Source organism: Pseudomonas poae (genome assembly GCF_001439785.1).
In the GTDB taxonomy this organism is placed as follows: domain Bacteria; phylum Pseudomonadota; class Gammaproteobacteria; order Pseudomonadales; family Pseudomonadaceae; genus Aquipseudomonas; species Aquipseudomonas poae.
Map to the genome: position 1 here is coordinate 91,625 of NZ_JYLI01000012.1, position 25,917 is coordinate 117,541.

Annotated in this window: 19 protein-coding genes; 7 read left to right on the forward strand and 12 right to left on the reverse strand. The window is 61.5% G+C overall.

Translation table 11 applies throughout. The features are described from left to right. Window positions 1–9: 9 nt before the first annotated feature. The 3 genes from TU75_RS15790 to TU75_RS15800 form a co-directional block, all read right to left on the reverse strand. Window positions 10–1,041, reverse strand: coding sequence for a hypothetical protein (locus TU75_RS15790; protein ID WP_060549454.1), 1,032 nt, complete (start codon window positions 1,039–1,041; stop codon window positions 10–12). Between the two features lie 426 nt (window positions 1,042–1,467). Beyond that, window positions 1,468–2,850 (reverse strand): cysteine--tRNA ligase, encoded by a 1,383-nt coding sequence (cysS, locus tag TU75_RS15795; RefSeq protein ID WP_060549455.1) that lies wholly within the window; start codon window positions 2,848–2,850, stop codon window positions 1,468–1,470. Window positions 2,851–2,871: 21 nt separating this feature from the next. After that, the gene (locus TU75_RS15800; RefSeq protein WP_060549456.1) at window positions 2,872–4,572 is read right to left on the reverse strand and encodes a glutamine--tRNA ligase/YqeY domain fusion protein; all 1,701 of its coding nucleotides are present in this window, start codon (window positions 4,570–4,572) and stop codon (window positions 2,872–2,874) included. Between the two features lie 260 nt (window positions 4,573–4,832). Between TU75_RS15800 and TU75_RS15805 the strand changes: the two genes are divergently transcribed. Together TU75_RS15805 and lpxH are read left to right on the forward strand one after the other, a co-directional pair. Further along, window positions 4,833–5,336, forward strand: a complete 504-nt coding sequence (locus TU75_RS15805) for a peptidylprolyl isomerase (protein ID WP_003174772.1) — start codon at window positions 4,833–4,835, stop codon at window positions 5,334–5,336. Beyond that, window positions 5,333–6,082 (forward strand): UDP-2,3-diacylglucosamine diphosphatase, encoded by a 750-nt coding sequence (gene lpxH, locus TU75_RS15810; protein ID WP_003232019.1) that lies wholly within the window; start codon window positions 5,333–5,335, stop codon window positions 6,080–6,082. The genes TU75_RS15805 and lpxH overlap by 4 nt, the downstream gene beginning before the upstream one ends. Window positions 6,083–6,218: 136 nt before the next feature. Here lpxH and TU75_RS15815 read toward each other — a convergent pair whose 3' ends face one another. From TU75_RS15815 to TU75_RS15845, 7 genes are all read right to left on the reverse strand, one after another. Continuing rightward, on the reverse strand, window positions 6,219–7,748 hold the full coding sequence (locus tag TU75_RS15815) for a DHA2 family efflux MFS transporter permease subunit (protein ID WP_003232018.1): 1,530 nt from the start codon (window positions 7,746–7,748) through the stop codon (window positions 6,219–6,221). Beyond that, window positions 7,748–8,950, reverse strand: a complete 1,203-nt coding sequence (locus TU75_RS15820; RefSeq protein ID WP_015372432.1) for an HlyD/EmrA/EmrK family protein — start codon at window positions 8,948–8,950, stop codon at window positions 7,748–7,750. The genes TU75_RS15815 and TU75_RS15820 overlap by 1 nt, the downstream gene beginning before the upstream one ends. A gap of 15 nt (window positions 8,951–8,965) precedes the next feature. Beyond that, complete coding sequence (locus TU75_RS15825) at window positions 8,966–10,417, reverse strand: efflux transporter outer membrane subunit (RefSeq protein WP_015372433.1); 1,452 nt, start codon at window positions 10,415–10,417, stop codon at window positions 8,966–8,968. Next, window positions 10,414–10,887: a MarR family winged helix-turn-helix transcriptional regulator gene (locus tag TU75_RS15830; RefSeq protein ID WP_003232012.1), complete on the reverse strand. Its 474-nt coding sequence runs from the start codon at window positions 10,885–10,887 to the stop codon at window positions 10,414–10,416. The genes TU75_RS15825 and TU75_RS15830 overlap by 4 nt, the downstream gene beginning before the upstream one ends. Before the next feature lie 235 nt (window positions 10,888–11,122). Next, entirely contained in the window at window positions 11,123–14,806 is a 3,684-nt protein-coding gene (locus TU75_RS15835) for a translocation/assembly module TamB domain-containing protein (protein ID WP_173664759.1), read from the reverse strand. Then, window positions 14,806–16,533: an autotransporter assembly complex protein TamA gene (locus TU75_RS15840; protein WP_015372435.1), complete on the reverse strand. Its 1,728-nt coding sequence runs from the start codon at window positions 16,531–16,533 to the stop codon at window positions 14,806–14,808. The genes TU75_RS15835 and TU75_RS15840 overlap by 1 nt, the downstream gene beginning before the upstream one ends. A gap of 64 nt (window positions 16,534–16,597) precedes the next feature. After that, window positions 16,598–17,248, reverse strand: a complete 651-nt coding sequence (locus tag TU75_RS15845; RefSeq protein WP_003232006.1) for a GNAT family N-acetyltransferase — start codon at window positions 17,246–17,248, stop codon at window positions 16,598–16,600. Between the two features lie 168 nt (window positions 17,249–17,416). On the opposite strand from TU75_RS15845, the gene xthA reads away from it, so the two are divergent. After that, window positions 17,417–18,229: an exodeoxyribonuclease III gene (xthA, locus tag TU75_RS15850; RefSeq protein WP_003232004.1), complete on the forward strand. Its 813-nt coding sequence runs from the start codon at window positions 17,417–17,419 to the stop codon at window positions 18,227–18,229. 288 nt (window positions 18,230–18,517) lie between these two features. After that, window positions 18,518–19,849, forward strand: a complete 1,332-nt coding sequence (locus tag TU75_RS15855) for a substrate-binding domain-containing protein (protein WP_060549458.1) — start codon at window positions 18,518–18,520, stop codon at window positions 19,847–19,849. A 122-nt stretch (window positions 19,850–19,971) separates the two neighbouring features. On the opposite strand, the gene TU75_RS15860 is transcribed toward TU75_RS15855, so the two are convergent. Next, window positions 19,972–21,201 carry an acyl-CoA dehydrogenase gene (locus TU75_RS15860; protein WP_003238360.1) on the reverse strand — a complete coding sequence of 410 codons (1,230 nt, stop codon included), beginning with the start codon at window positions 21,199–21,201 and terminating at the stop codon, window positions 19,972–19,974. 151 nt (window positions 21,202–21,352) lie between these two features. Here TU75_RS15860 and TU75_RS15865 point away from each other — a divergent pair, with 151 nt between their 5' ends. The 3 genes from TU75_RS15865 (at window position 21,353) to TU75_RS15875 (ending at window position 23,689) form a co-directional block, all read left to right on the forward strand. Then, window positions 21,353–22,288, forward strand: a complete 936-nt coding sequence (locus tag TU75_RS15865) for a LysR family transcriptional regulator (protein WP_003238359.1) — start codon at window positions 21,353–21,355, stop codon at window positions 22,286–22,288. 92 nt (window positions 22,289–22,380) lie between these two features. After that, window positions 22,381–22,773 (forward strand): MerR family transcriptional regulator, encoded by a 393-nt coding sequence (locus TU75_RS15870; RefSeq protein ID WP_003238358.1) that lies wholly within the window; start codon window positions 22,381–22,383, stop codon window positions 22,771–22,773. A gap of 16 nt (window positions 22,774–22,789) precedes the next feature. Further along, window positions 22,790–23,689, forward strand: coding sequence for a hydroxymethylglutaryl-CoA lyase (locus tag TU75_RS15875; protein ID WP_060549459.1), 900 nt, complete (start codon window positions 22,790–22,792; stop codon window positions 23,687–23,689). 544 nt (window positions 23,690–24,233) lie between these two features. Here the strand turns inward: TU75_RS15875 and TU75_RS15880 are convergent. After that, window positions 24,234–25,868, reverse strand: coding sequence for an AMP-binding protein (locus tag TU75_RS15880; RefSeq protein ID WP_060549460.1), 1,635 nt, complete (start codon window positions 25,866–25,868; stop codon window positions 24,234–24,236). Between the last annotated feature and the right edge of the window lie 49 nt (window positions 25,869–25,917).

A 25,917-nucleotide genomic window follows, 5' to 3' on the forward strand; every position in this document is an offset into this window, starting at 1 on the left:
AGCCCACCCTTAAACCAAAGCCAATGCGAAGGCATCAACATGGGTAGGTGGATACCAGCCTTGCCTGCCCCATACCTCCTCACGCCCGTTAATGACTGCAAGAGAATGCCTCTCAGCCCCCATGCCGATTGGAACGTCGTGAGCAACAATACCAAGCTGCCCCCTCGCCAGATGTTGAACGCTGGTTCTTCGAACATAAGCGTTCAAGCCCAGACGTTGCAGCCCCTCAGTATCGTATTCAGCATCGTTGAGGCTAGTTAACGCATGATCAAAACTTCTCCAGGCATAACCGTCGTTATTTTCCAATTGCGCCCGTTTGGCGCTGGCCGCGTATAGAAAATGGGCATCCGCGAGCATCGCCGGATCAGTCCCTTTGAAATCAGATCGACGGGCAGCGTGCGCCAGCTCGGCCTTGGACAAATGAAACCAGCGACCATCGCGCATCACTACCTTGTAGCCATCGCCCTCAAGGCTGACTTCCCTGAAAATATCAGCAGGTTTTTGACCGAACCTCATCATCGCCGCTTTTATGGCTGAAACCGTGACGCAGTTTCTCTCCCTGCCCTGGCTGAAACCGCTCCAGATATTACCGGGTTGATTGCCAACACCGGGTCTCCTGCCAGGATGACTCTTTGCGGTGTAGAAGTCGTGCTGACTCGCGCGTTGAGGGGGGGCCCGATGCTCAAAACGCTGAGGATTACGCAGTGCAGGTCTGTGGAACGTAGGCCGATGACCCGCATCGTGCCTGGGAGATTCATTTGCATGGAGCTGAACGTAGGCGTCCACCTTATGAATCAGCTTATTGACATTGTGCTTGAAGGTCGCATCCCCCACCCTCTCTCGAAACACCTTCAACCTGTCAATCACACCTGGCGCCATACGAAGCCTGGCGTCTGGCGTCGCACGAAGCCACTCGTTCAGCAGTTGTCTGACTGCGGCAACGTCTGCCTCGAACGCCGCAGGCCTGCCCTGCATTTGCAACTGACTTGGCGCGTAACGTACGTGCCCACCTACAAAACCCGTCACTGCTGGATTCAACATCTTAGGTTCTTCTCCACTGACTCGTCGGCTGCCCAAAAAGGGCCCACTCGCTCAGTGGCAAAGGGGACACAGGGGGTTCCATGCTTCATACAGGGTCAGTAGGTTCTGTCTCACGAACCCTGGGAAATAACGCGGTAAAACGACGCAAGCTTATCCGGAGGACCTCAGGCGAGCGGGCCTGCCTTGATGCCGCTCAGTTAAGGAAAGTGTGTGGGTTATTGTGGCGAGCGGGCTTGTCCTGCGTTGGGGTGCGAAGCGCCCCCAACCCAGCAAAACGCGGTGTACCTGATACGGCTCAGCGCCTGGTTTTGGGGCTGCTGCGCAGCCCAACGCAGGACAAGCCTGCTCGCCACAGGGACGGGTTTGAAACAAAAAAAGCCCCGAACCAGTCGGGGCGTTTTTCATTCTGCCTGCAGCAACCCAGCGTCAGTCAGCCAAGCGCCATGTCGTTCCGCCCTTGCCGTCTTCCAACACCACACCCATCGCGGTCAGTTGGTCACGGATACGGTCGGATTCCGCCCAGTCCTTGCCTGCGCGCGCAGCCAGGCGCGCCTGAATCAGCGCATCCACTTCAGCCGCATCCACGCGCCCCTCGGCACCGGCTTGCAGGAAGTCATCGGCTTCCATCTGCAACACGCCCAGCACGCTGGCCAGCTCTTTCAAGCGCGCCGCCAGGCCCGCCGCCGCGTCGAGGTCGGTCTCGCGCAAGCGGTTGATCTCGCGCACCATCTCGAACAGCACCGCGCAGGCTTCCGGTGTACCAAAGTCGTCGTTCATCACTTCGGTAAACCGCGCCACAAACGTCTCACCACCAGCCGGGGCCACGGCGGGCAAACCTTTCAACGCGTGGTAGAACCGCTCAAGGGCGCCCTTGGCGTCCTTGAGGTTGTCTTCCGAGTAGTTGATCGCACTGCGGTAATGGCTGGACACCAGCAGGTAACGCACCACTTCCGGGTGATACTTTTCCAGCACGTCGCGGATGGTGAAGAAGTTGTTCAAGGACTTGGACATCTTCTCGCCATTGATGCGAATCATGCCGCAGTGCATCCAGGCATTGGCGTAGGTCTTGCCAGTGGCGGCTTCGCTCTGGGCGATTTCGTTTTCGTGGTGCGGAAACTCCAGGTCGCTGCCGCCGCCATGAATGTCGAAGGTCTCGCCCAGGCAGCAGGTGGACATCACCGAGCATTCGATGTGCCAGCCCGGACGCCCGGCGCCCCACGGCGATTCCCAGCTCGGCTCGCCGGGCTTGGTGGCTTTCCACAGCACGAAGTCGAGCGGGTCCTGCTTGGCTTCGTCGACTTCGATGCGGGCGCCGATGCGCAGGTCTTCGATCTTCTTGCGCGACAGCTTGCCGTAGCCCATGAACTTGGCGACGCGGTAGTACACGTCGCCATTGCCTGGAGCGTAGGCGTAACCCTTGTCGATCAGGGTCTGGATCATCGCGTGCATGCCAGCGATGTGGTCGGTGGCGCGCGGTTCCATGTCCGGCTTGAGGATGTTGAGACGCGCCTCGTCCTCATGCATGGCGTCGATCATGCGCGCGGTGAGCGCGTCGAACGACTCGCCGTTCTCCCTGGCGCGGTTGATGATCTTGTCGTCGATGTCGGTGATGTTGCGCACGTACGTCAAGTCATAGCCGCTGAAACGCAACCAGCGGGTCACCAGGTCAAAGGCGACCATGCTGCGGCCGTGGCCGATGTGGCAGTAGTCGTACACGGTCATGCCGCACACGTACATGCGCACCTTGTTGCCATCCAGGGGCTTGAAGACTTCTTTGGTCTTGCTGAGCGTGTTGTAGATCGTTAGCACGATGAATCCCTTAAGACTAAATCACTGGCCCCACGAATCACGCAAGGTCACGGTACGGTTGAATACCGGAGCACCTGGTTTCGAGTCCTTGATATCCGCGCAGAAGTAACCTTCGCGCTCGAACTGGAAACGGTCTTCCGGCTGTGCGTCGCCAAGCGATGGCTCGGCACGACAACCAGTGAGTACTTGCAGGGAGTCAGGGTTGATGTTGTCGAGGAAACTTGCGCTGTCTTCGGCCTTCTCGGGGTTGGGCGAGCGGAACAGACGATCGTACAGACGCACTTCGCACTCGATGCTGGCCGCAGCCGGCACCCAGTGAACCACGCCCTTGACCTTGCGGCCTTCAGGGTTCTTGCCCAGGGTGTCCGGGTCGTACGAGCAGCGCAGTTCGACGATGTTGCCATCGGCGTCCTTGATCGCTTCGTCGGCACGGATCACGTAGCTGCCGCGCAGGCGCACTTCGCCATTCGGCTCCAGGCGCTTGTAGCCTTTTGGCGGCTCTTCCATGAAGTCATCGCGGTCGATGTAGATTTCACGGGCGAACGGCAGCTTGCGCACGCCAAGTTCTTCTTTTTGCGGATGACGCGGCAGTTCGAGGTTTTCGACCTGGCCTTCGGGGTAATTGGTGATCACGACTTTCAAAGGCCGCAGCACGCACATGGCGCGCGGGGCGTTCGCGTCGAGGTCCTGGCGGATGCTGAATTCGAGCATGCCGAAGTCGACCACACCGTCGGAACGGTTGGTGCCGACCATCTCACAGAAATTACGGATCGACGCCGGGGTGTAACCACGACGGCGGAAACCTGACAGCGTCGACATGCGCGGGTCATCCCAGCCGTGCACGTGTTTTTCATCCACCAGTTGCTTGAGCTTGCGCTTGCTGGTGATGGTGTAGTTCAGGTTCAGGCGGCTGAACTCGTACTGACGCGGCTGCGCCGGCACCGGCAGATTGCTCAGGAACCACTCGTACAGCGGACGATGGCTCTCGAACTCCAGGGTGCAGATGGAGTGGGTGATGCCTTCGATGGCGTCCGACTGACCGTGGGTGAAGTCGTAATTGGGGTAGATGCACCACGTGTCGCCGGTCTGGTGGTGATGAGCGTGGCGGATGCGGTACATGATCGGGTCGCGCAGGTTCATGTTCGGCGAGGCCATGTCGATCTTGGCGCGCAGCACGCGGGCGCCGTCCGGGAACTCACCGGCGCGCATGCGGTTGAACCAGTCGAGGTTCTCTTCCACCGAACGGTCGCGGAACGGGCTGTTCTTGCCCGGCTCGGTCAGGGTGCCACGGTATTCCCTGGCCTGTTCCGGGCTCAGGTCGTCGACGTAGGCCTTGCCAGCCTTGATCAGCTCGACGGCCCAGTCGAACAATTGGTCGAAATACTTGGAGGCATAGCGCACTTCACCGGACCATTCGAAGCCCAGCCACTTGATGTCGCTTTCGATGGCGTCGATGTATTCCTGGTCTTCCTTGGCCGGGTTGGTGTCGTCGAAACGCAGGTGCGTGACACCGCCGAATTCCTGGGCCAAGCCGAAGTTCACGCAGATCGACTTGGCGTGACCGATGTGCAGGTAGCCGTTGGGCTCTGGCGGGAAGCGGGTGACGATCTGTGTGTGCTTGCCCGAATCGAGGTCCGCCTGGATGATCGGACGCAGGAAATTGACCGGGACGGCAGGTCCGGCCTTGGAATTCGAGGTAGGGTCGACAGTGGGCTTGCTCATAGGATCCTTGAACAGACAGGTTCGTGGCCGGGTGAGGCCAGACAAAACAAAGGCGTTATCATAGCCGATGCTGTCAACCACCTGACAGAGCGGGGTCAAAAACTGCTGCTTTAAATGCTGCTTTAATGACAAGCGCGGTAAAAAACCACCTCGAAATTCCTGCAAGGCACGCTAAACTGCGCGCCCTGGCCGCCGTTTGGCCAGACAGGTAAAGCGTTTGAACGCCCAAACCCACGAATTCCCTGAAAAGAGTAGTGAACATGACTCAAGTCAAACTGACCACCAACCACGGTGACATCGTCATCGAGCTGAACGCCGAGAAAGCGCCGATCACCGTCGCCAACTTCATCGAGTACGTAAAGGCCGGCCACTACGAAAACACAGTTTTCCACCGCGTCATCGGCAACTTCATGATCCAGGGCGGCGGTTTCGAGCCAGGCATGAAAGAGAAAAAAGACAAGCGCCCGAGCATCCAGAACGAAGCGGACAACGGCCTCTCCAACGACAAGTACACCGTCGCCATGGCGCGTACCATGGAGCCGCATTCGGCCTCCGCGCAGTTCTTCATCAACGTCGCCGACAACGCTTTCCTCAACCACAGCGGCAAGAACGTGCAGGGCTGGGGCTACGCCGTGTTCGGCAAGGTCACCGAAGGCACTGACGTTGTCGACAAGATCAAAGGCGTGTCCACCACCTCCAAGGCCGGTCACCAGGACGTTCCAGCAGAAGACGTGATCGTCGAGAAAGCCGAGATCGTTGGGTGATATTGCTGATTTCAGATTTGCATCTGGAAGGGGAGCGCCCGGACATTACCCGGGCGTTTCTGGATCTGCTCCACGGCCGCGCCCGTGGCGCCCAGGCGTTGTACATTCTGGGGGACTTCTTTGAAGCCTGGATTGGCGACGATGGGATGACGCCGTTCCAGCGCTCCATTGGCGAGGCGCTGCGCGAACTGAGCGACAGCGGCACCGCAATTTTTATCATGCACGGCAACCGCGATTTCCTGCTCGGCAAGGCGTTCTGCAAACTGGCAGGCGCCCGACTGCTCAAGGACCCGAGTGTCGTGCAGTTGTACGGCGAGCCCGTGCTGTTGATGCACGGCGACAGCCTCTGCACCCGTGACCTTGGCTATATGAAGCTGCGGCGTATCCTGCGTAACCCTGTCGTGTTGTTTGTGCTGCGCCATCTGCCGCTGCGCAGCCGCCACAAACTGGCGCGCAAGCTGCGCAGTGAAAGCCGCGCGCAAACACGGATGAAGGCCAACGACATTGTCGATGTCACCCCCGACGAAGTGCCGCGGGTGATGCAGCAGTTCGGCGTACGCACGTTGGTCCACGGCCACACGCACCGCCCCGCTATCCACAAGTTGCAGATTGGCGATCAAGCGGCCAGGCGCATTGTGTTGGGGGACTGGGACAGGCAAGGCTGGGCGTTGCAGGTCGATGAGCAAGGGTTTGCGCTGGCGGCGTTTGATTTTGTAAACCCACAGCTGGCCCTGCCAGGTGCATAAACCGCAGACGACACTGATCAAATTGTAGGAGCTGGCTTGCCTGCGATGCAGACACCTCGGTACAGCAGATGCCCCGAGGTGATGCTATCGCGGGCAAGCCCGCTCCCACAGTTGCCGGCATTCCAATCCTTGCAGATCAGTGCCCGGACGCCTGCGGCCCGGCCTTGGCGCCGAACGGCGGTTTGGCCAGCCACACCACCAGCATCAACGCCACGAACAGCCAGCCCATCAGCGTGAAGTAATCCACGGTGGACATCATGTACGCCTGGCTGGTGACGACCTGGTCAAGTTGCGCATAGGCTTTCTGCCCTGCCCCGCCAAGCGCCTGCAACGCATCACGGGTGGTCGAGTCGTAAGTGTTGATGCTCTCGCTCAGGTAGGCATGGTGCTGGTCCGCCCGGCGAATCCAGATCCAGGTGGTGAGCGATGCCGCGAAGCTGCCGCCAAGGGTTCGCAGGAAGGTCGCAAGCCCCGCGCCGTCGGCAATCTGACTCGGTGGCAGGTCGGACATCAGGATGGTCAGCGTCGGCATGAAGAACAGCGCCACGCCAATGCCCATGAACAACTGCACCAGCGCGATGTGCGTGAAATCCACCTCGTTGGTGAAGCCCGCACGCATGAAACAGCTCAGCCCCATGGCCAGAAACGACAGCGCCGCCAGCAGACGCAGGTCGAACTTGTTCGCGTATTTGCCCACGAACGGCGACATCAGTACCGGCAGGATCCCAATCGGCGCCACCGCCAGGCCCGCCCAGGTGGCGGTGTAGCCCATCTGGGTCTGCAGCCACTGCGGCAGGATCAGGTTGATACCGAAGAAAGCGGCATAGCCCCCGATCATCACGATGGTGCCGATCCGAAAGTTGCGGTAGGCGAACAGCCTCAGATTAACCACCGGGTGCTTGTCAGTCATTTCCCAGATCACGAAAAACGCCAGGGCAACCGCCGAGATCACCGACCCGATGATGATGAAGTTGGATTCGAACCAGTCCAGGTTGTTGCCCTTGTCGAGGATGATCTGCAAGGCGCCGACACCAACGATCAAACTCAGCAAACCGATGTAATCCATCGGCTGATAGCTGGTCTCCACCGGCCGCTTCTTCAACTGTGCACGCACCACGATCACTGCAAAGATGCCCAGTGGCACGTTGATGAAAAAGATCCATGGCCAGCTGTAGCTGTCCGTGATCCAGCCGCCAAGGATAGGGCCGGCAATCGGCGCCACCACCGTCACCATCGCCAATAACGCCAGGGCCATGCCACGCCTGGCGGGCGGATAGACTGCAATCAGCAAGGTCTGGGTCATCGGGTACAACGGCCCCGCGACCAGCCCCTGCACCACACGAAACGCAATCAGCTCCGGCATCGAGGTGGAAATACCACACAGGAACGAGGCCAGCGCAAACAGCACTGTTGCCCACAAAAACAGCTTTACCTCGCCAAAACGCCGGCTCAACCAGCCGGTGAGCGGCAAGGCAATCGCGTTGCTCACCGCAAACGAGGTGATCACCCAGGTGCCCTGCTCCGAACTCACGCCAAGGTTGCCGGAGATGGTCGGCAGCGCCACGTTGGCGATAGTGGTGTCGAGCACCTGCATGAAGGTCGCCAGCGACAGGCCAATGGTGGCCATCAGCAGGCTGGGCGGCGTGAAGGAGGCGTTATTGCTCATCAGCGTTGCGCTGCCTTGGGAGCAGCGACGCTGTTGTCATGGATCAACTGACTGATCATGGCATCGGCTTCGGCCAGTTGGCGGTCATACACGTTGGTGGTGAACGTCGCCTTCTGCGGCGCCTGCTGCGCGAGTACCGGGCCGCTCTTGTCGTGCAGGTCGACATTGACCACGGTGCTCAAACCCACGCGCAGCGGATGTTGGGCCAGCTCTTCGGCATTGATATGAATGCGCACCGGCACCCGTTGCACGATCTTGATCCAGTTGCCGGTGGCGTTCTGCGCCGGCAGCAGGGCGAACGCACTCCCGGTGCCAGCACCGAGGCTGTCGACGGTGCCGCTGTATTTGACATCGCTGCCGTAGATATCCGACTCGATGTCCACCGGCTGGCCGATGCGCATGTCGCGCAGTTGGGTTTCCTTGAAGTTGGCGTCGATCCACAGCTGATTCAGCGGGATCACCGCCATCAACGAGGTACCGGGCTGCACACGCTGGCCCAGTTGCACGGTGCGCTTGGCCACGTAGCCGGTGACCGGCGCGATCAAGGTGCTGCGTGCATTGCTCAGGTAGGCCTGGCGCAGTTGCGCGGCGGCGGCTTGTACATCCGGGTGGGAAGAAATCACCGTGTCATCCACCAGGGCGTTGCTGGTCTTGAGCTGTTGCTCGAGGTTGGTCAGGGCATTTTTTGCGGCGGTCAGGCTATCACGGGCGTGGGACAGTTCTTCCTGGGAAATCGCCCCGCCCTGGGCCAGCGTCTTGCGACGGTTGTAGTTGTCCTGAGCGGTTTGCACGTCGGCTTTCTGCGCGTTGACCTGGGCTTTCATGCCGTCGACATTGCTGTACAACCCACGCACCTGGCGCACGGTGCGAGCCAGGTTGGCCTGGGCACTTTGCAGGCCGACGGCGGCGTCGTTAGGGTCGAAGTTAATCAGCACCTGGCCTTCGTGGACCAGGTCGCCATCGTCGGCGCCGATGCTGACCACGGTGCCAGTGACCAGCGGGGTGATTTCCACCACGTTGCCGTTCACATAGGCGTCGTCGGTGCTTTCATTGAAGCGCCCGAAAAATTCATACCAGCCCCACACGCCCAGGGCGCCGAGGATCACGATCAGCGCCAGGCCGATCAGCAGGATCCTGCGCTTGCGCGGATTGCTGTCGGTGTTGGGTTGCTCTGTTGCGTTGCTGTTTTGGGCAGTGGCCATTACAAATACCTCACATTATTCCGTGCGTGCAGCGGGGGTGGTCGAGGCCACGTCTGCGGCGCTGTAGCCGCCACCCAGGGCTTGCATCAATTGAATCGACAGATCGATCTGCGCAGCCTTCAGGCTGGCCAGTTGACGTTGGGACTGGAGCAATTGCTGCTCGATGCTCAGCACATCCAGGTAATTGCCGATGCCTGAGCTGTAGCGTTGCAGCCCGGTGTCGTAGGACTGCCGGGCGATGTCCGCCGCGTGTTGCTGGGCCTGGATCTGCCGCGCGGTGTCACGCAGTTGCGCGAGCGTGCTGCCGATATCGCCCAGGGCCTGCACCAGGGTTTTGTTGTACTGGGCCACAGCCAGGTCGTAATCGGCATCGCGCGCATCGAGGTCGGCGCGCAGGCGGCCGCCGTCGAAAATCGGCAGCGAGATCGTCGGCGCAATGTTGAAGAAGCGGCTGGCCGAACCGAACATCGCATCGCCCAACAACGACTCGGCCCCGGCACTCGCGCTCAGGTTGAGGTTGGGGTAGAAGCGCGTCTTGCTGGCGGCAACGTCCTTGCTCGCAGCTTCAACCCGCCAGCGCGCGGCGATCAGGTCGGGGCGACGGCCGAGCAGCTCGGCAGGCAGCACCGACGGCACGGCGACAGCGGCGGGTTGCAACACGGCGGGACGGGCCAGTTCATTGCCACGGTCCGGGCCTTTGCCGAGCAACACGGCAAGAGCGATCCTGGCGCTCTGCAGCTGTTTTTCCGCATCGATCAATTGCGATTGGGAGCTGGCTTCCAGGCTTTCGGTCTGCTGGTACTGGTACTCGCTGTCGATCCCGGAGTTCAGGCGGCGCTGGCTCAGGTCGAGCATCTGGCGGGTGCGCTTGAGATCGTCATTGGCCAGGTCACGCACGATATGCGCCTGGCCCAGGTCGCTGTAAGCCTTGGCCACATTGGCGGCCAGGGTCAGGCGCGCGGCCTGCTGGTCGACTTCGGCGGCACGTGCCTGACCCAGGGCGGCTTCCCACGCGGCACGCTGGCCGCCCCACAGATCAAAGGTGTAATTGAAGCTGGCGCCGATGTTGCGCACGGTCGAATAGGCATCGCCCTCGCCGCGCGGGTCCTGGTCACGGGCCAGGCGCGAGCGGCTCACGCCGGCGCTGGCATCCACGGTCGGCAGGCGCGCGGCATTGGCCGCATAGGCGGCTGCTTCGGCCTGGTGAGCGCGGGCGCTGGCCACTTGCATGTCCGGGCTGTTGCGCAGGGCTTCCTGAATCAGGCCGTCCAGCTGCGGGTCGCCGAGGCTTTTCCACCAGTCGGCCGCCGGCCAGGCCGCGCTCGACAACTTCACCCCGGCGAGAGACTTGCCGGTTTGCAGGGTATTGGCGTCGAGGCGCCGGCCCTGGGTGTCGAGGCCGCTGTAGTTGGCGCAACCGGCCATGCTCATGGCTACCAGCACCAGGCATAACGCACGTGTGTTCATTCTGTACCTACCCGCTGGATGACGATGGCGTCACCCGCTGCAACGAGGATTTTCTTGAGGATTCTTTCGAGGGTCTGCAATTCGCCGGGCTCCAGGGCGCCGGCCAGCTCGTTCATCGATTGCGCGCCGATGTGCGGCAGCATGTCCGCCAGGCGCTGGCCTTCTTCAGTGAGCACCAGCCGAACCTGGCGCCGGTCCTGCTCGGAACGCTGCCTCGCCAACAAGCCCTTTTGCTCCAGGCGGTCGAGCATGCGGGTCATCGAGCCGCTGTCCAGCGACAGGTTGCGGCACAGCTCGGCCGGGGTATCGACGTCGAACTGGGCAATGATGATCAACACCTTGAACTGCGCGGCGGTGACGCCGTGGGGTTCCATATGGGTGTCGATGATGCGGTCCTTGAGCAGCGCCGCCCGGCCCAGCAGCAGGCCGAGATGGCAGTGGCGAAAGCTGTCAGGGGTGAAGTGAGTCATTGGAAGTCACCTTATTACTGCCTAGGCAGCGAATGTGTGACGAGATGTTACTGCTTAGGCAGCGAATGTCAAATGGAATTATTAGCTTGCTTGGTATCGAGCCGATATGTGGCTGAAATGCCATCATCCGTGAAAGGGCTCGCTCCCGATGCCGGTGTGTCAGCCACAGATATGCTGACTGATACACCGCTATCGGGAGCAAGCCCCCTTCCACACTTTTTGGTTGAGTAAAGACTTAGAAATCGCGCTTGTAGAAGATGTCCAACGAGCTGGCCACGCCGGTCGCTACTTCCAGGTACACCTTCTTGCTCAGCAGGTAGCGCAAGGCGATGGTATTGGCCGGCTCGAACACGCCCACCCCGTAACGCAGGCTCAGCTTCTCGTTGATCTTGCCACTGGCGACCACGGCGGTCTTGTTGCCGGCGCCCTGGGTGTCGAGGTCAAAATCCTGAATGCCCAGCTTATTGGCAATGTCGGTGGTGACCCCGGAGCTGCCCATCAAGCCCAGGCCCAGCGCTGCTTCGGCGAGCATGTTGTTGTCTTCGCCGTTGTTGGTGCGCGAACGCCCCAGCACCAGATAGGACAGCGCATCCTCCTGAGCCATGGCCGGCTCGGAGAAGATCTGCGTGGTCGGCTGCTCGGCGCTGCCGCTCAAACGAATACCGGCCGTCACCGTTCGCGAGGCCTCGGTGGTGACGCGTACCGCTTCGATATCCAGGAACGGTTGGTCCAGCGGCCCTGCGAACAACAGCCGCGCACGCCGCACATTGAGACGCTGCCCATAAGCGCGGTAGCGGCCGTCGTTGAGCCACAGTTCGCCGCGGGTGTCCAGGTTGTCGCCGATATGCACATGGCCCTGGACCTTGGCGGTGAGGCCGAAGCCGGCGAAGTTGAGCTTGTCTTCGCCGACCTCCACATCGATATCCATGGCCATCGCCATCGGCGGCTTGCCCTCTTCGGTCTGGCTGCCGACGATCACCGTGTCATCGGAGACCTTGACCGTGGACGGCGGCAACTCGCGCACGGTGATGTCGCCACGGGGGATATGGACCTTGCCGGCAACCGCCAGCTTGTCGTTCTTGAGAGTGATCTTCAGGTCGGGCGCCACTTCCAGCACCGCGTAAGGCTCGACCGTCACCGGCAACTGTGAGCCGGTCAGGCTGAGGTCGACCGCCAGCGCCTGGCCCCAGTCGATCTGCCCCTTGAGGTTGCCCTGTCCGGCCTTGCCACTGCGCCAGCCACCGTTGAGCTGCACGCTTTCGCCGGCTATCAGCGCTTGCACGTTGAGGTTTTCAAGACTGAGGGGCAGTTCCGGCCCGGAGATTTCGCCACCCACCAGATTGACGCTGCCGTTGACCAGGGGCGCAAGCAAGCCGCCGGAAATGCGGCCGTTGCCGTTGAGCTTGCCGGTAAGTGTTTCCACCATCGGCACGAATGGCCGCGCCACCGCCAGGTCCAGGCCAGTGAGGTTGAAGTTGCCGGTGATCGGCTTGTTGGCAGGCAATGGATTGATTTGGGCCTGCAACAACAGCTCACCCAGCTTGCCGCCACGGAAATTCAGCTGGGTGTCGATGCGCTTGGGGTTAAGGGTGGTTTCCAGCTTGAGGGTGTCATAGGGAAAATCCAGCCATTGGGCCTTGTCCTTGACACGCAAGGTGCCGCCACTGGCGTCCACGGAGACCACGCCCCTGGGGCCGCTTTCTGGAAGATCGAGCTGCACGTCGGCGTTGAGCCTGCCCTGCCAGGCAAAATCCTTGGGCAAAAACGCGGCCAGGCTGTCGATCGGAAATTGCTTGAGGTGGTAGCGCAGCTTGGGCTCGGGCATCAGGCGCTGATCTTCGCCGCACAGGCTGGCGCCGCCGGAGACCCAGCAATGGGCGGCAAAGGTCAGCTTGCCGTCGGCCAGCCGCTCGATTTTCGCCGGAGCCTGCAGCCGCCAGTCCTGGCCACCGGCTTGCACGTCGCCGCTGGCCAGGCGCCCACGCCAGTTGCCTTTATCGAGGTTGCCGTCCAGCGCGAGCGCCAGCTTGACCAGCGGGCCGACGAGGTCCAACTGGACTTTCTGGCTCTTGATATCGCCTTGGGCACTGGCGGCAAGCGTGCCCACCTGGGTCTCGCCGCTTTGGATGCCGCTGCCCTTGAGGTCGATCTTCGCGCGCTGGGCGTTATCCAATGTAGCGTCGAGATTGAGGCTTTGCAGGCGGTTATCGGCGAATGCCAGTTGCTGGCCCTTGAGACCAAGCTTGCCTTGCGGCGCGTTCAAGGTGCCGGCCACGTCGAGCCGGCCGTTGAGCTGGCCGCGCAATTGCGGCCACAGCTGGGCCAGGCGCGACAGCTTGATGTCGACCTGGCCGGCGAGGCGCTGTTGCAGGCTGCCGCTGCCGTTGATGCGGTTGTCGCCCAGGCGGATATCCAGGTTGGCGAGGGTCCATTGCTCGCCCGCGCCTTCGGCCTTGGTGGCGAACACGGCGGTTTGCCCGCGCAGTTGGCCTTTGAGGTTGAGGTCGGCGTCGAGCTTGAGTTGATCGTTCTTGAACTCGCCCTTGCTGCGCAGTGGCCCGGCCAGTGTGCCGGGCAATTCAGCGACCCAGAACGCGGGGTTCAGCGCCGATAGATCCAGCGCGGTGTCCCAGGCGATGCCATCGGCGAACTGCAGGTTGAGATGGCCTTCAGCCTTACCCTGCCCTGCGGCGAGCTTCAGTTCGGGCAGGAACACTTGCGTGAGATCACCACTGAACGGCGTGACCACCGTGAATTTGCCCGCAGGCCCATTGAGGTCGGCCTTGAGGTTGCCCAGGTAGTTGCCGTCTTTATAGGAGATTTCGCCGTTGAAGGTATGCAAGGTGACCTGCGGTTCATCGATCAGCGGGTAAAGGCGATGCCAGGGGAAGTCCAGCCAGTCGATTTTGGCGTCGGCACTCAAGCCTTGTTGCCAGTTCAGGTTGGCGCTGAGCTTGAGACTCTGTTTATCGCCGGCGTTCAGATCAAGGCCGGCGATCTGCGCGCCGCTGGCGTCGACCTTGCCTTGCAGCAGAAGATCCACCGGTCCTTTTTGCGCAGGCAGTATGGCTTTACCAAGCAGTTGGTAACCGCTTTTGAGGTCACCCCTGGCGGTGACATCCAGCTGATTGAGTTGCAAGGTATCGGGCAGATCAGCGCTAGGCTTGAAGCTGTCTGATGTGATGCGCACCTGTGCCGGCAGGTTTTCTTCCAGCGGTTGCAGCTCGCCGGTGAGCCTGGCCGGCAGGTAACCGCTGCTGTCGGCATCAAGCTTCAGGGTTTTAAGCAGATCGCCGTCGACCTTCAACGCAACCGTCCACGGCACGCCACCGGGCGCGTACGGCAGGCTGAGGTTGCCGGTGGCGTTCAAGGGCCAGTCGCCGGCAGGCTGCAGCAGCCCGGCGAGGTCGAGTACCAGGCCGTCGCGCTCCAGGTGCGCCGAGTCGATGCGCATGCCTGCGGCGGTCCAGTGTGCCGCCAACTGCAGCCCTTTGAGCTGCTCGCTGCCATTGAACAACAGGCTACCGACGCGTACCTCACCGAGCTTCAGAGCCACGGGCAACTTCAGATCCGGCAACGCGATAGGCCCGCTGCTCGTTTCGCCGCTTGGCGCAAACTGCAGGCTCACCTGCTCTACATCCAGTTGATCGATGCACAGAGTCATACGCAGAAGGCAAGTTGGCGACCAAGCCAGCATCGGCGCATCCAGTTCGACGCGGCTGGAGCCCTGCTGCCACAGCAGATGATCGGCACGCCACTGGCCGCCCAACCGGCCCTGAAAATTCTCCACGCTCAGTCCCGGCACTTGGCCGAGGGCCCAACGACTGCCACCCTGCGTGCCCACTACTGTCCACAGAGCCAGCACCATCAAGGCGAGGACAGCGATCAACGCAAGCCCCGCTATTTTCAAACCACGCATCACAGCTCAGGCCCCATGGAAAAGTGCAGTCGAATGCCGCCCGGGTCTTCCAGGGCATGAGCCAGGTCGAGACGGATCGGGCCAACCGGCGAGACCCAGCGCACGCCGATACCTACCCCGGTTTTCAGGCTCGGCATGTCCAGGGTATTGAACGAGTTGCCCTGATCGATAAAGGTTGCGATGCGCCATTTTTCGGCGATGGAATATTGGTACTCGGCGCTCAGGGCCACCATGTAGCGGCCACCAATACGGTCACCCCGGTCGTTCTCCGGCGACAGGGTCTGGTACTCATAACCCCGCACGCTCTGGTCGCCACCGGCAAAGAATCGCAGGGATGGCGGCACGGACTGGTAGCCGTTGGTGGCACTGCCGCCGAACTGCGCACGGCCGAGGAAACGATGGTTGTCCCACAGCGTGGTCAGGCCCTTGATCGTGGCAGTGCCGTAAAGCAGGTTGGTGTCAGAACCCAGGCCTTCCTTGGCGACCTTGGCGTCGAAGGCCAGGCGATAACCGTTATGCGGGTCGATGCGGTTGTCACTGCGCAGGTAGGAATAATTGATACCCGGCATCACCAGGTTGCTCAGGCCCGAGTCATTGCCCAAGCGGTATTCCTCACGCTGGTACTTGAGCGAAATGACGCGGGTCCAGCCGCTGGGCAATTTGCTGTGCCACTCGGGGCCGACGGTGAGCAATTTACTCAGGGCGTCGGTGTTGGCGATTTCTTCATTCTGGTAGCCGCCGGCGAAACGAAGCTTGTCGGTGAGCGGCGGGTCAAGCGGGACGTCGTACCACAGGCCGACGTTCTGCCGTGGCGCCGACAGTTCCGCCTCCCAGCCGTAGCTATGGCCCTGCGGGTTGACCCAATGGCGCGTCCAGTTGGCCTTGCCGCGCGGGCCCACATCGGTGGAGTAGCCCAGGCCCAGGCCCATGGTGCGCGGCTTGCGGGTTTCCAGTTGCACGGCCACCGGGATCACGTCGTCCTTGGCGCCGGCGGGGGTTGCGTCCACACGCACGCCTTCGAAGAAGCCGCTGGCTTGCAGATTCTGGTTGAGTTCGGCGATCAATTCGGAGTCGTACGGCGTGCCACTCTTGAACGGCACCATGCGTTGCAGCAGGTCTTCGTCGAACGGCGTATCGCCGCTGAAGCTGACCTTGCCCATGCTGTAGCGCGGGCCGCTGTCGTAGACCAGGTCGATATCGGCCACACCCGCCTTCGGGTCCACCGAGAGGGTCTGGCTGGTAAAGCGACCACTGAAAAACCCGTAGCGCGAGGCCTGGTTCTGGATCAGGCGCTTGGCGTCTTCGTAATGACCGTGGTTGAGCACCGCGCCGGACTTGAGGTCGTCGCTGGCAGGCAGGCGAAAAGCCTTGAGGCTCGCGGCCTGGCCGTCGACCCGAATGGTCACGTTGCGCAAATGCACCGGCTCACCGGGGTCGATGGTGAGGATCAGGCGCGGGTTCTTGCCGCCCTGCACGTCACTGGCTATCTGCGCCTGATAGAAGCCTAACGCCTGGGCGGCCTTGCGCGCCTGCTCCTGCGCGCCAAGGCTGAACCTCAGCAAGGCTTCTTCGTCACGATCGCCAACCCCGCCGATATAGCCTTCGATGTTGGCTTTCAACGCGTCGTTTGCGGGCTTGATCCGCACGTCCAATTCGCTTTGCGCCCATGCGCCGCAGCTTGTGAACAGCAGAACCAAGCCGCTGGTAAATCTTCCTGGAAGCTTCATAGGCGCGGATGCTACATGAGCGGGAGGGAGTCTTAGAACCCGGATTTTTCTGAAAAAATCTGTCTCAAACCGTTGCAGCCCGCAAAGACTGGGGGTTGGCATGAAAAAACACATGCTCCAGGACGGGTCCTACGGCAACTTCGCCGATTTCCTCGTAGCCCTGGCGTTCGAGGAACGCCAGATAGCGTGAATTGCCGGTGTCGAGCACCACGCCGGAGGAATGCGGATCGTCAGCGCACCAGTTGTGCACCGCTTCGAGCAACTGCTCCCCGTAGTGCTGGCCCTGGAATTGCGGGTGAATGCCCAGCAGCGGCAGCAGATGCACCGACTCAGTGGGCACGCACGCCATCACCGCGTGGTGATAATCCAGGTAACGCCGAGTTCCGCGCACGCCGGTGCTGAGCCACATGCGCAATTGCCAGGCCCAGCTCTCGGTGATGCCCAGGCGCCGTTGCGGCGGCGCGATCAGGGCAATGCCGATCAATCGGTCGTCGACGAACAGTCCGATGGCCGGAAGTTTCTGGAAAAAGTGTTGTTTGACCAGCTCACGCACCGTCGCTCGCACCCGCAGCTCATAGCCGGGGCGCTGCGCTTCGAAAATGTAGGCAAAGGTCGGCTCCTGACGATAAGACTGGTACAGCAGCGCGCGGGCCTCGCGGGAATAGCCGCTGTTGAGCACGCGAATTTCGGCAGTGGCGGTTAAGGTGTCAGGCATGCAGTCAATCTCCCTGGGCGCCACTCGAAAGGCGGCGTTCATAGGGTTACGAACCTGTGGCGCTGCAGACGTTCCCATCACAGGCTACGCAGATGCCCTGCCGCCGCGCTGGCCCCGGCCGGCCTTGTCGGCTAGCATCGCCCTTTTTGCCAGACCGGACTGCCGACCATGAAAATCGTCTCCTTCAACATCAACGGGCTGCGGGCCCGCCCTCATCAGTTGGCGGCGCTGATCGAAAAGCATCAACCCGACGTCATCGGCCTGCAGGAAACCAAGGTTCACGATGACCAGTTCCCCCTGGCCGAGGTGCAAGCGCTGGGCTACCACGTGTACTACCACGGCCAGAAAGGGCATTACGGCGTGGCCCTGCTGTCACGCAAGGAAGCCTTGAGCGTGCACAAGGGCTTTGACAGCGATGAAGAAGACGCCCAGCGCCGTTTTATCCGGGGCACGTTCGCCGATGAAAATGGCCAACCGGTCACGGTCATGAATGGCTATTTCCCCCAGGGCGAAAGCCGCGACCACCCCACCAAGTTCCCCGCCAAGCAGCGCTTCTATGAAGACTTGCAACAGTTGCTGGAAAGTCAGTTCAACAACGAGCAGCCGCTGGTGGTGATGGGCGATGTGAATATTTCTCCCCAGGACTGCGACATCGGCATCGGCGCCGACAACGCCAAGCGCTGGCTGAAAACCGGCAAGTGCAGCTTCCTGCCGGAAGAACGCGAATGGATGGCGCGCCTTAAGAACTGGGGCCTGGTGGACAGTTTCCGGCACCTGTACCCGGACGTGACCGACCGCTTCAGTTGGTTCGATTACCGCAGCCGCGGGTTCGAGGACGAGCCCAAGCGCGGGCTGCGCATTGACGTGATCATGGCGTCCACTGGGCTGCTGCCGCGCGTCAAGGATGCCGGGGTGGACTATGACCTGCGTGGACTGGAAAAGCCGTCGGACCATGCGCCGATCTGGCTCCAATTGAGCTGAACCCCTGACTGTCTTCGACTTGGCGCTGCCACGCAGCAAACTGGAACCTCTGTGGCGAGCGGGCTTGCTCCGCGTTGGGGTGCGAAGCGCTCCCAATCCAGCAAAACGCGGTGTACCTGGTACGGCTCAGCACCTGGTTTTGGGGCTGCTGCGCAGCCCAACGCAGGACAAGCCTGCTCGCCACAGGGAATCTGCGCTTATTCCTTGCGCAGCTTGACCGGGCCTCGCGGTCATATTTCTGCAAACTGCCTGACTTAATCTCGTCGCACTCTCTTTGAAGGTGTCGGCATGATGCTGCGCGTTCTGTTTCTTTTAACCCTCTTCCCTCTGGGCGCCGTGTCGGCTCAACTGCCCGTACCCGAGCACGGCCCCGCCCTGCGCATTCAGGGCTCCAACACCATCGGCGCAGCGCTGGGCCCGGCCCTGGTGAAGGGCTTGCTGGAGCATGAGGGCATGCAACGCGTACACATAGAGCCGGGCGACGGGCCGAACGAGCAGCGCGTGGTCGCCAAGACGCGCCAGGGCAAGAGCGTGACCATCGAGGTGGCGGCCCATGGCTCCAGCACCGGTTTTGCCGCGCTGAAAAAAGCCAGCGCAGACCTGGCGGCGGCGTCCCGCCCGATCAAGGACAGTGAGCTGGTGGATCTTGAACCATCAGGCGACCTGAAAAGCCCCGAAGCCGAGCAGGTGATCGCCATCGACGGCCTGGCCATCATCGTTAACCCGCTCAACCCGCTGAACACCCTCGACACCGAGCAACTGGCGCAGCTCTTCAACGGCGAGATCAGCACCTGGGAAGACCTGGGCGGCATCGGCGGGTCTGTCCATTTGTATGCCCGGGATGACCAGTCCGGCACCTATGACACGTTCAAGGAACTGGTGCTGAACCGGCGCGGTAAACCGCTGGCCTCCAGCGCGCGGCGTTTCGAGTCCAGCGAAGCATTGTCCGATGCAGTCAGCCGCGACCCTCAGGGCATTGGCTTTATCGGCCTGCCCTACATACGCCAGGCCAAGGCGGTGGCGATTGCCGATGGCGACTCACAACCGATGTTGCCGCTCAACAGCCTGATTGCCACCGAGGATTACCCGCTGTCTCGGCGCCTGTTCTTTTACCTGCCGCCGGCGAGCCATAACCCGTGGGCCAGGGCGCTGGTGGATTTTGCCCAGAGCCGCCAGGGCCAGGCAATCGTCGCGGCCAACGGTTTTATTGCCCAGCAGGTGCAGGCCATGGCCGTGCAGCCGCGCGCGTCGATGCCTGCGGACTATCAAGCCATTGCCCGCGATGCCCAGCGCCTGAGCGTGAATTTTCGTTTCGAGGAAGGCAGCGCCAGCCTGGACACCAAGGCGCGTCAGGATGTGCTGCGGGTGGTGGCGTATCTGAAAGACCACGGCAAGCTCGACAAGCAGGTGACCCTGGTGGGGTTCGGCGATGCCAAGAATGATCCGCAGCGCGCAGCGTTGCTGTCGAAGTTGCGGGCGATGGCCGTGCGCAGGGAACTGGTGAAAAACGGCGTGGTGCTGCGCGATATTCGCGGGTTTGGCGCGCAGATGCCGGTGGCGGCGAATACGGCGGATGAGGGACGGATCAAGAATCGGCGGGTGGAGGTCTGGGTGTACTGAGGCTTGGGTGTTTGTGGTGTCGGTACTGGCCTCATCGGGAGCAAGCCCCCTCGCACATTCTGACCTGTGAATACAGTCAAAATGTGCGAGGGGGCTTGCTCCCGATTGCAGGCGACGCGGTACTACTGCCCGCCGCGCATCATCTCCTTGGGCACATACTTGCCGATCTCGAACTTGCCGATCGCCGCGCGGTGCACTTCGTCCGGGCCGTCGGCCAGACGCAGGGTGCGTTGCATGGCGTACATGTAGGCCAGCGGGAAATCGTTGGAAACGCCCGCACCGCCGTGCATCTGGATCGCGCGGTCGATCACCTTGAGGGCCACATTCGGCGCGACCACCTTGATCTGCGCGATCTCGCTTTTCGCCACTTTATTGCCCACGGTGTCCATCATGTACGCCGCTTTCAGGGTCAGCAGGCGCGCCATGTCGATCTCCATGCGTGAGTCGGCGATCTTGTCGATGTTGCCGCCCAGCCGAGCCAACGGTTTGCCGAATGCGGTGCGGCTGACCGAGCGTTTGCACATCAGCTCCAGTGCACGTTCAGCCATGCCCACCGAGCGCATGCAGTGGTGAATGCGCCCCGGGCCGAGGCGACCCTGGGCGATCTCGAAGCCACGGCCTTCGCCGAGCAGAACGTTTTCGTAGGGCACGCGCACATTGTCGAACAGCACCTCGGCGTGGCCGTGGGGCGCGTCGTCGTAGCCGAACACCGGCAGCGGGCGGAGGATTTTCACACCGGGCGTGTCCACTGGCACCAGGATCATCGAATGCTGCTGATGACGCGGCGCGTCCGGATTGCTCAGGCCCATGAAAATGAGGATCTTGCACCGCGGATCGCAGGCGCCGGAGGTCCACCATTTCTTGCCGTTGATCACCCATTCATCGCCCTGGCGCTCGGCACGGGCAGCCATATTGGTGGCGTCGGACGAGGCCACGTCCGGCTCGGTCATGGCGAACGCCGAGCGGATCTCGCCGCGCAGCAGCGGTTCGAGCCAGCGCTGTTTCTGTTCTTCGTTGGCATAGCGCACCAGCACTTCCATGTTGCCGGTGTCGGGGGCCGAGCAATTGAACGGCTCCGGCCCGAGTAGCGAGCGGCCCATGATTTCGGCCAGCGGCGCGTATTCCAGATTGGTAAGGCCGGCGCCGAGCTCGGACTCGGGCAGGAACAGGTTCCACAGACCTTCGGCTTTGGCACGGGCCTTGAGTGCTTCCATGATCGCGGTGGGCTGCCAGCGGTCGCCTTCGCTGACCTGGCGTTCGAACACCGGCTCGGCCGGGTAGACGTAAGCGTCCATGAATGCAGTGACGCGTTCACGCAGTTCCTGAACCTTGGGCGAATAGGCGAAATCCATGGGCAGCTCCCTTCTCTGAGAGGTTGTTTAGGTCATGAATTCGATGCTAGAACAGCGCTGATAATTTACCTAGCCTATTCTCGGCGTGTATTAACATTCATCACCGATATATGATCAGCCTATCGGCATCTAACAATAAGAGCGCAACGCAATGAATCTGAGCAAGGTCGACCTGAACCTCTTCATCGTCTTTGATGCGATCTACACCGAAGCCAACCTGACCCGCGCCGGGCAGATCGTCGGCATTACGCAGCCGGCGGTGTCCAACGCGCTGGCCCGCCTGCGCGAGACCTTCAACGACCCACTGTTCGTGCGCACCGCCCAAGGCATGGTGCCTACGCCCATGGCGCAGAACATCATCGGCCCAGTGCGCAATGCGCTGTCGCTGCTGCGCGTATCCGTGCAGGAAAGCAGGATTTTCAATCCGCAGCAGGCGGCCAAGACCTACCGCATCAGCATGACCGACCTCACCGAGGCGGTGATTCTGCCGCTGCTGTTCCAGCGCCTGCGCCGGCTGGCGCCGACCGTGGTGATCGAAAGTTTCCTGTCCAAGCGCCGCGAGACCACCAAGGAACTGGCTGCCGGGCGCCTGGATTTTGCCGTGGACGCACCGCTCAACACCGATCCACAGGTGCGTCACGTCAAGCTGATGGAAGACCGCTACGTGTGCGCCATGCGCAAGGGCCATCCGCTGGCGGGCAAGGACAAACTCAGCCTGGATGACTACCTGTCGCTGACTCACATTCATATCTCCAGCCGCCGCAACGGCCTGGGCCATGTCGACCTGGCGCTGGGCAAGATGGGCATCCAGCGCAAGATCGCGCTGCGTTCCCAGCATTACCTGATGGCCTCGCAGGTGTTGCAGCAGACCGACATGGTGATGACCGTGCCCGAGCGCTTCGCCCGCCGCCACGAACTGCATTGGGTCAACCTGCCGGTAAACGACGTGCCGCCCGTGGAAACCCATTTGTACTGGCATGAAAGCACTGACCAGGACCCGGCCAACCGCTGGATGCGCGAGCAGATGATCGAGTTGTGCCAGCAGGTGACGGCCCATGAGAAGAAGCTCGATGGCAAGCAGGCTTGATAGGAGGGAAAGGGATTGGGCTGCGCAGGCGGCCTTGACGTTTACGTCAACCAGCCATTAGCTTAGCGCCAAGTCATCCGCTGAGCGCCGCCATGAGCACCACCTACAGTATTTCCGACCTCGCCCGCGAGCTCGACATCACCACCCGCGCCATTCGCTTTTATGAAGAGCAAGGCCTGCTGGCCCCGGAGCGTCGGGGCCAGGAGCGTATCTACTCGGCGCGGGACAAGGTCAGTCTCAAGCTGATTCTGCGCGGCAAGCGCATTGGTTTCTCCCTGGCCGAGTGCCGTGAGCTGATCGAACTCTATGACCCCAGCGGCGGCAACCACATCCAGCTCAACAGCATGCTGAGCAAAATCGCCGAACGGCGTGAACAGCTGGAACAGCAACTGCTGGACATCGAACAGATGAAGCTGGAACTGGACACCGCCGAAGAGCGCTGCACTCAAGCCCTGGCCCACACCATGAGCCAGTCTGGCCATTGAACAGAAGGTAACCCTCATGTCCCTCCCCTCCCACGTGCGTCTGGTTGAAGTCGGCCCGCGCGACGGTTTGCAGAACGAAGCCCAGCCCATCAGCGTGACGGACAAGGTCCGCCTGGTAAACGCCCTGAGCGACGCCGGGCTCGGCTATATAGAAGTGGGCAGCTTTGTGTCGCCCAAATGGGTGCCGCAGATGGCAGGCTCCGCCGAGGTGTTTGCGCAGATCCGGCGCGAGCCCGGCGTGACCTACGGCGCGCTGGCGCCGAACCTGCGCGGCTTTGAAGATGCACTGGCGGCCGGCGTCAAGGAGGTCGCAGTGTTTGCGGCCGCGTCCGAGGCGTTCTCGCAACGCAACATCAACTGCTCGATCAGCGAAAGCCTGGAGCGCTTCGCACCGATCATGAGCGCAGCGCGGCAGCACGGCATCAGTGTGCGCGGCTATGTGTCCTGTGTGCTCGGATGCCCTTACGAAGGCGATGTGGCGCCGGAACAGGTGGCTGCGGTGGCCCGCGAGCTGTACGCCATGGGCTGCTATGAAGTGTCCCTGGGCGACACCATCGGCACCGGCACGCCGGGCGCCACGCGGCGATTGTTCGAAGTGGTCGGCGCCCAGGTGCCACGGGAAAAGCTTGCCGGGCATTTCCACGATACCTATGGCCAGGCAATCGCGAATATCTATGCCAGCCTGCTGGAGGGTATCCAGGTGTTCGACAGCTCTATCGCAGGCCTTGGCGGTTGCCCGTACGCCAAGGGCGCCAGCGGTAACGTCGCCACCGAGGACGTGGTGTACCTGCTGGACGGGCTGGGCATCCACACCGGGATTGATCTTTCACGCTTGATTGATGCGGGCCGGCAGATCAGCCAGGTGCTGGGGCGCGCCAGTGGGTCGCGGGTGGCGAAGGTGCGTGGCGCCAGTTGAGTAGCAAGGCTGTGACAATGTGTTACCGGGCACCGACACAGCGGGTAACGCGGGAACATAATTCGGTGCCTCTGCGCAGAGGCAATCGCAGCATAAAAAACAAGTCATTGATTTTAAAGTACTTTTAAAAGTTGGCATGGCTCCTGCTATCTCTATTGCATAACAAGAATAAAAAGCACCAAGCCTAATAAAAATAAGACGTAACGACTCTGACATAACAAAAACAACACGGCAGAGACGCAGCTAACAGATTTTTTTGGAAGCACATCAGCGCTCAAAAAAATACGTTTGCTCTTGACCCCGGATGGGGGTCACCCAAAACAGCAGTAAAGGGCCACGGCTGCCAAAAACAATAACAGGCCGCCCCTCAATAATAAAAAAGAGCACGCAACGACACATTAAAAGGGACCTTCGGGTCCCTTTTGTCGTTTCTGCCCATTAAGGTTGGAGGCTCCACGTTGCGCTGTCGCACAACAAACAGGAAAACCTGTGGCGAGCGGGCTTGCCACAACAAGCCTGCTCCCACAAGGGGTTCAAGTGGCTGTCAGGACTGCGTTCGCAGCTCCTGAAGCGAGATCTCGCGCATGCGGAATTTCTGCACCTTGCCCGTCACCGTCATCGGAAACTCATCGACGAACTTGAAGTGCCTGGGCGTCTTGAAATGGGCGATGCGGCCCTTGCACCAGGTGTGCAGCTCAAGCGCGTCGACAGCATGGCCCGCATGGCATTTGATCCAGGCGACGATTTCTTCGCCATAGCGCTCGTCGGGGATGCCGATAACCTGCACGTCGGCCACCGCCGGATGAGTGAAGAAAAACTCTTCCAGCTCGCGCGGATAAACGTTCTCGCCGCCACGGATGATCATGTCCTTGTTGCGCCCGGCAATGCACACGTAACCGTGCCTGTCCATGGTCGCAAGGTCGCCGGTGTGCAGCCAGCCTGCCTCGTCGATCGTCTCGCGGGTTCCCTCGGGGTTGTTCCAGTAGCCGAGCATTACGCTGTAGCCACGGGTGCACAGTTCACCGATCTCGCCCCGTGCCACGGTGTTACCGGCGGCGTCGATGATTGCGTTTTCCAGGTGCGGCTGGGTGCGCCCCACCGTGGTGACGCGTCGTTCAAGGTCGTCATCCGGGCCCGTCTGCAACGACACCGGGCTGGTTTCGGTCATGCCGTAGGCAATCTGCACTTCGCCCATGTGCAGCTCGCTGATGACCCGGCGCATCACTTCGATGGGGCAGGTGGCGCCGGCCATGATCCCGGTGCGCAGGCTGGCGAGGTCCAGCTCGCCGCGCTGCGGATGATCGAGCATGGCAATGAACATGGTCGGCACGCCATACAGTCCGGTGGCGCGCTCCTCGGCGACAGCGGTCAGGGTGAGCAACGCATCGAAGCCGTCATTAGGGTAGATCATGGTGGTGCCATGGGTGATGCAGCCCAGGTTACCCATCACCATGCCGAAGCAGTGGTACAGCGGCACCGGGATCACCAGGCGATCCTGCGCAGTGAGGCCCAGGCTTTCGCCGACCATGTAGCCGTTGTTGAGAATATTGTGATGGCTGAGGGTGGCGCCCTTGGGAAAGCCGGTGGTGCCGGAGGTGTACTGGATGTTCACGGGTTGATCGAAGTGAAGGCTCCCCTGGCGCTGCTGCAATTGCTCGTGAGGAACGTCTGCCCCCATGCTCGCCAGTTGCGCCCAGGGCACGAACCCCACAGGCGGGTTGGCGTCGAGGCTGATGATGGCACGCAGATCGGGATCGAGTGCCTGCAGCATGGCATGGTAATCGGACGTCTTGAACGCGCCGGCGCACACCAGCCATTGGCAGCCGGATTGCTTGAGCACATAGTCCAGCTCGCTGCTGCGATAGGCCGGGTTGATATTGACCAGTATCACCCCGAGCTTGGCACTGGCGACCTGCGTGATGCACCACTCGGCGCAGTTGGGCGCCCAGATACCCAGACGATCACCCGGCTGCATGCCCATGGCCAGGAAAGCGCGGGCATGCAGGTCGACCGTTTCAGCCAGTTGCCTCCAGGTGAAGCGGCGCTGCTGGTGGCGTACCACCAGCGCCTCGCCCTCGGGATAGCGCGCGGCAGTCTGATCGAACGCCTGGCCGATGGTCATCGCCAGCAATGCCTTGTCCTGAGCGCCGCGACTGTAGCTCTGGTTCGGTTGATCCATCACCATCCCCTGTTGTGTTTTTTGTAGGTTGACGTAAACGTAAACTACG

Coding starts and splice junctions, on each gene's coding strand:
- TU75_RS15790 (WP_060549454.1), bottom strand. CDS start 1,041: ATGTTGAATCCAGCAGTGACGGGTTTTGTAGGTGGGCACGTACGTTAC.
- TU75_RS15800 (WP_060549456.1), bottom strand. CDS start 4,572: ATGAGCAAGCCCACTGTCGACCCTACCTCGAATTCCAAGGCCGGACCT.
- TU75_RS15805 (WP_003174772.1), top strand. CDS start 4,833: ATGACTCAAGTCAAACTGACCACCAACCACGGTGACATCGTCATCGAG.
- TU75_RS15815 (WP_003232018.1), bottom strand. CDS start 7,748: ATGAGCAATAACGCCTCCTTCACGCCGCCCAGCCTGCTGATGGCCACC.
- TU75_RS15820 (WP_015372432.1), bottom strand. CDS start 8,950: ATGGCCACTGCCCAAAACAGCAACGCAACAGAGCAACCCAACACCGAC.
- TU75_RS15825 (WP_015372433.1), bottom strand. CDS start 10,417: ATGAACACACGTGCGTTATGCCTGGTGCTGGTAGCCATGAGCATGGCC.
- TU75_RS15830 (WP_003232012.1), bottom strand. CDS start 10,887: ATGACTCACTTCACCCCTGACAGCTTTCGCCACTGCCATCTCGGCCTG.
- TU75_RS15835 (WP_173664759.1), bottom strand. CDS start 14,806: ATGCGTGGTTTGAAAATAGCGGGGCTTGCGTTGATCGCTGTCCTCGCC.
- TU75_RS15840 (WP_015372435.1), bottom strand. CDS start 16,533: ATGAAGCTTCCAGGAAGATTTACCAGCGGCTTGGTTCTGCTGTTCACA.
- TU75_RS15845 (WP_003232006.1), bottom strand. CDS start 17,248: ATGCCTGACACCTTAACCGCCACTGCCGAAATTCGCGTGCTCAACAGC.
- xthA (WP_003232004.1), top strand. CDS start 17,417: ATGAAAATCGTCTCCTTCAACATCAACGGGCTGCGGGCCCGCCCTCAT.
- TU75_RS15855 (WP_060549458.1), top strand. CDS start 18,518: ATGATGCTGCGCGTTCTGTTTCTTTTAACCCTCTTCCCTCTGGGCGCC.
- TU75_RS15860 (WP_003238360.1), bottom strand. CDS start 21,201: ATGGATTTCGCCTATTCGCCCAAGGTTCAGGAACTGCGTGAACGCGTC.
- TU75_RS15865 (WP_003238359.1), top strand. CDS start 21,353: ATGAATCTGAGCAAGGTCGACCTGAACCTCTTCATCGTCTTTGATGCG.
- TU75_RS15870 (WP_003238358.1), top strand. CDS start 22,381: ATGAGCACCACCTACAGTATTTCCGACCTCGCCCGCGAGCTCGACATC.
- TU75_RS15875 (WP_060549459.1), top strand. CDS start 22,790: ATGTCCCTCCCCTCCCACGTGCGTCTGGTTGAAGTCGGCCCGCGCGAC.
- TU75_RS15880 (WP_060549460.1), bottom strand. CDS start 25,868: ATGGATCAACCGAACCAGAGCTACAGTCGCGGCGCTCAGGACAAGGCA.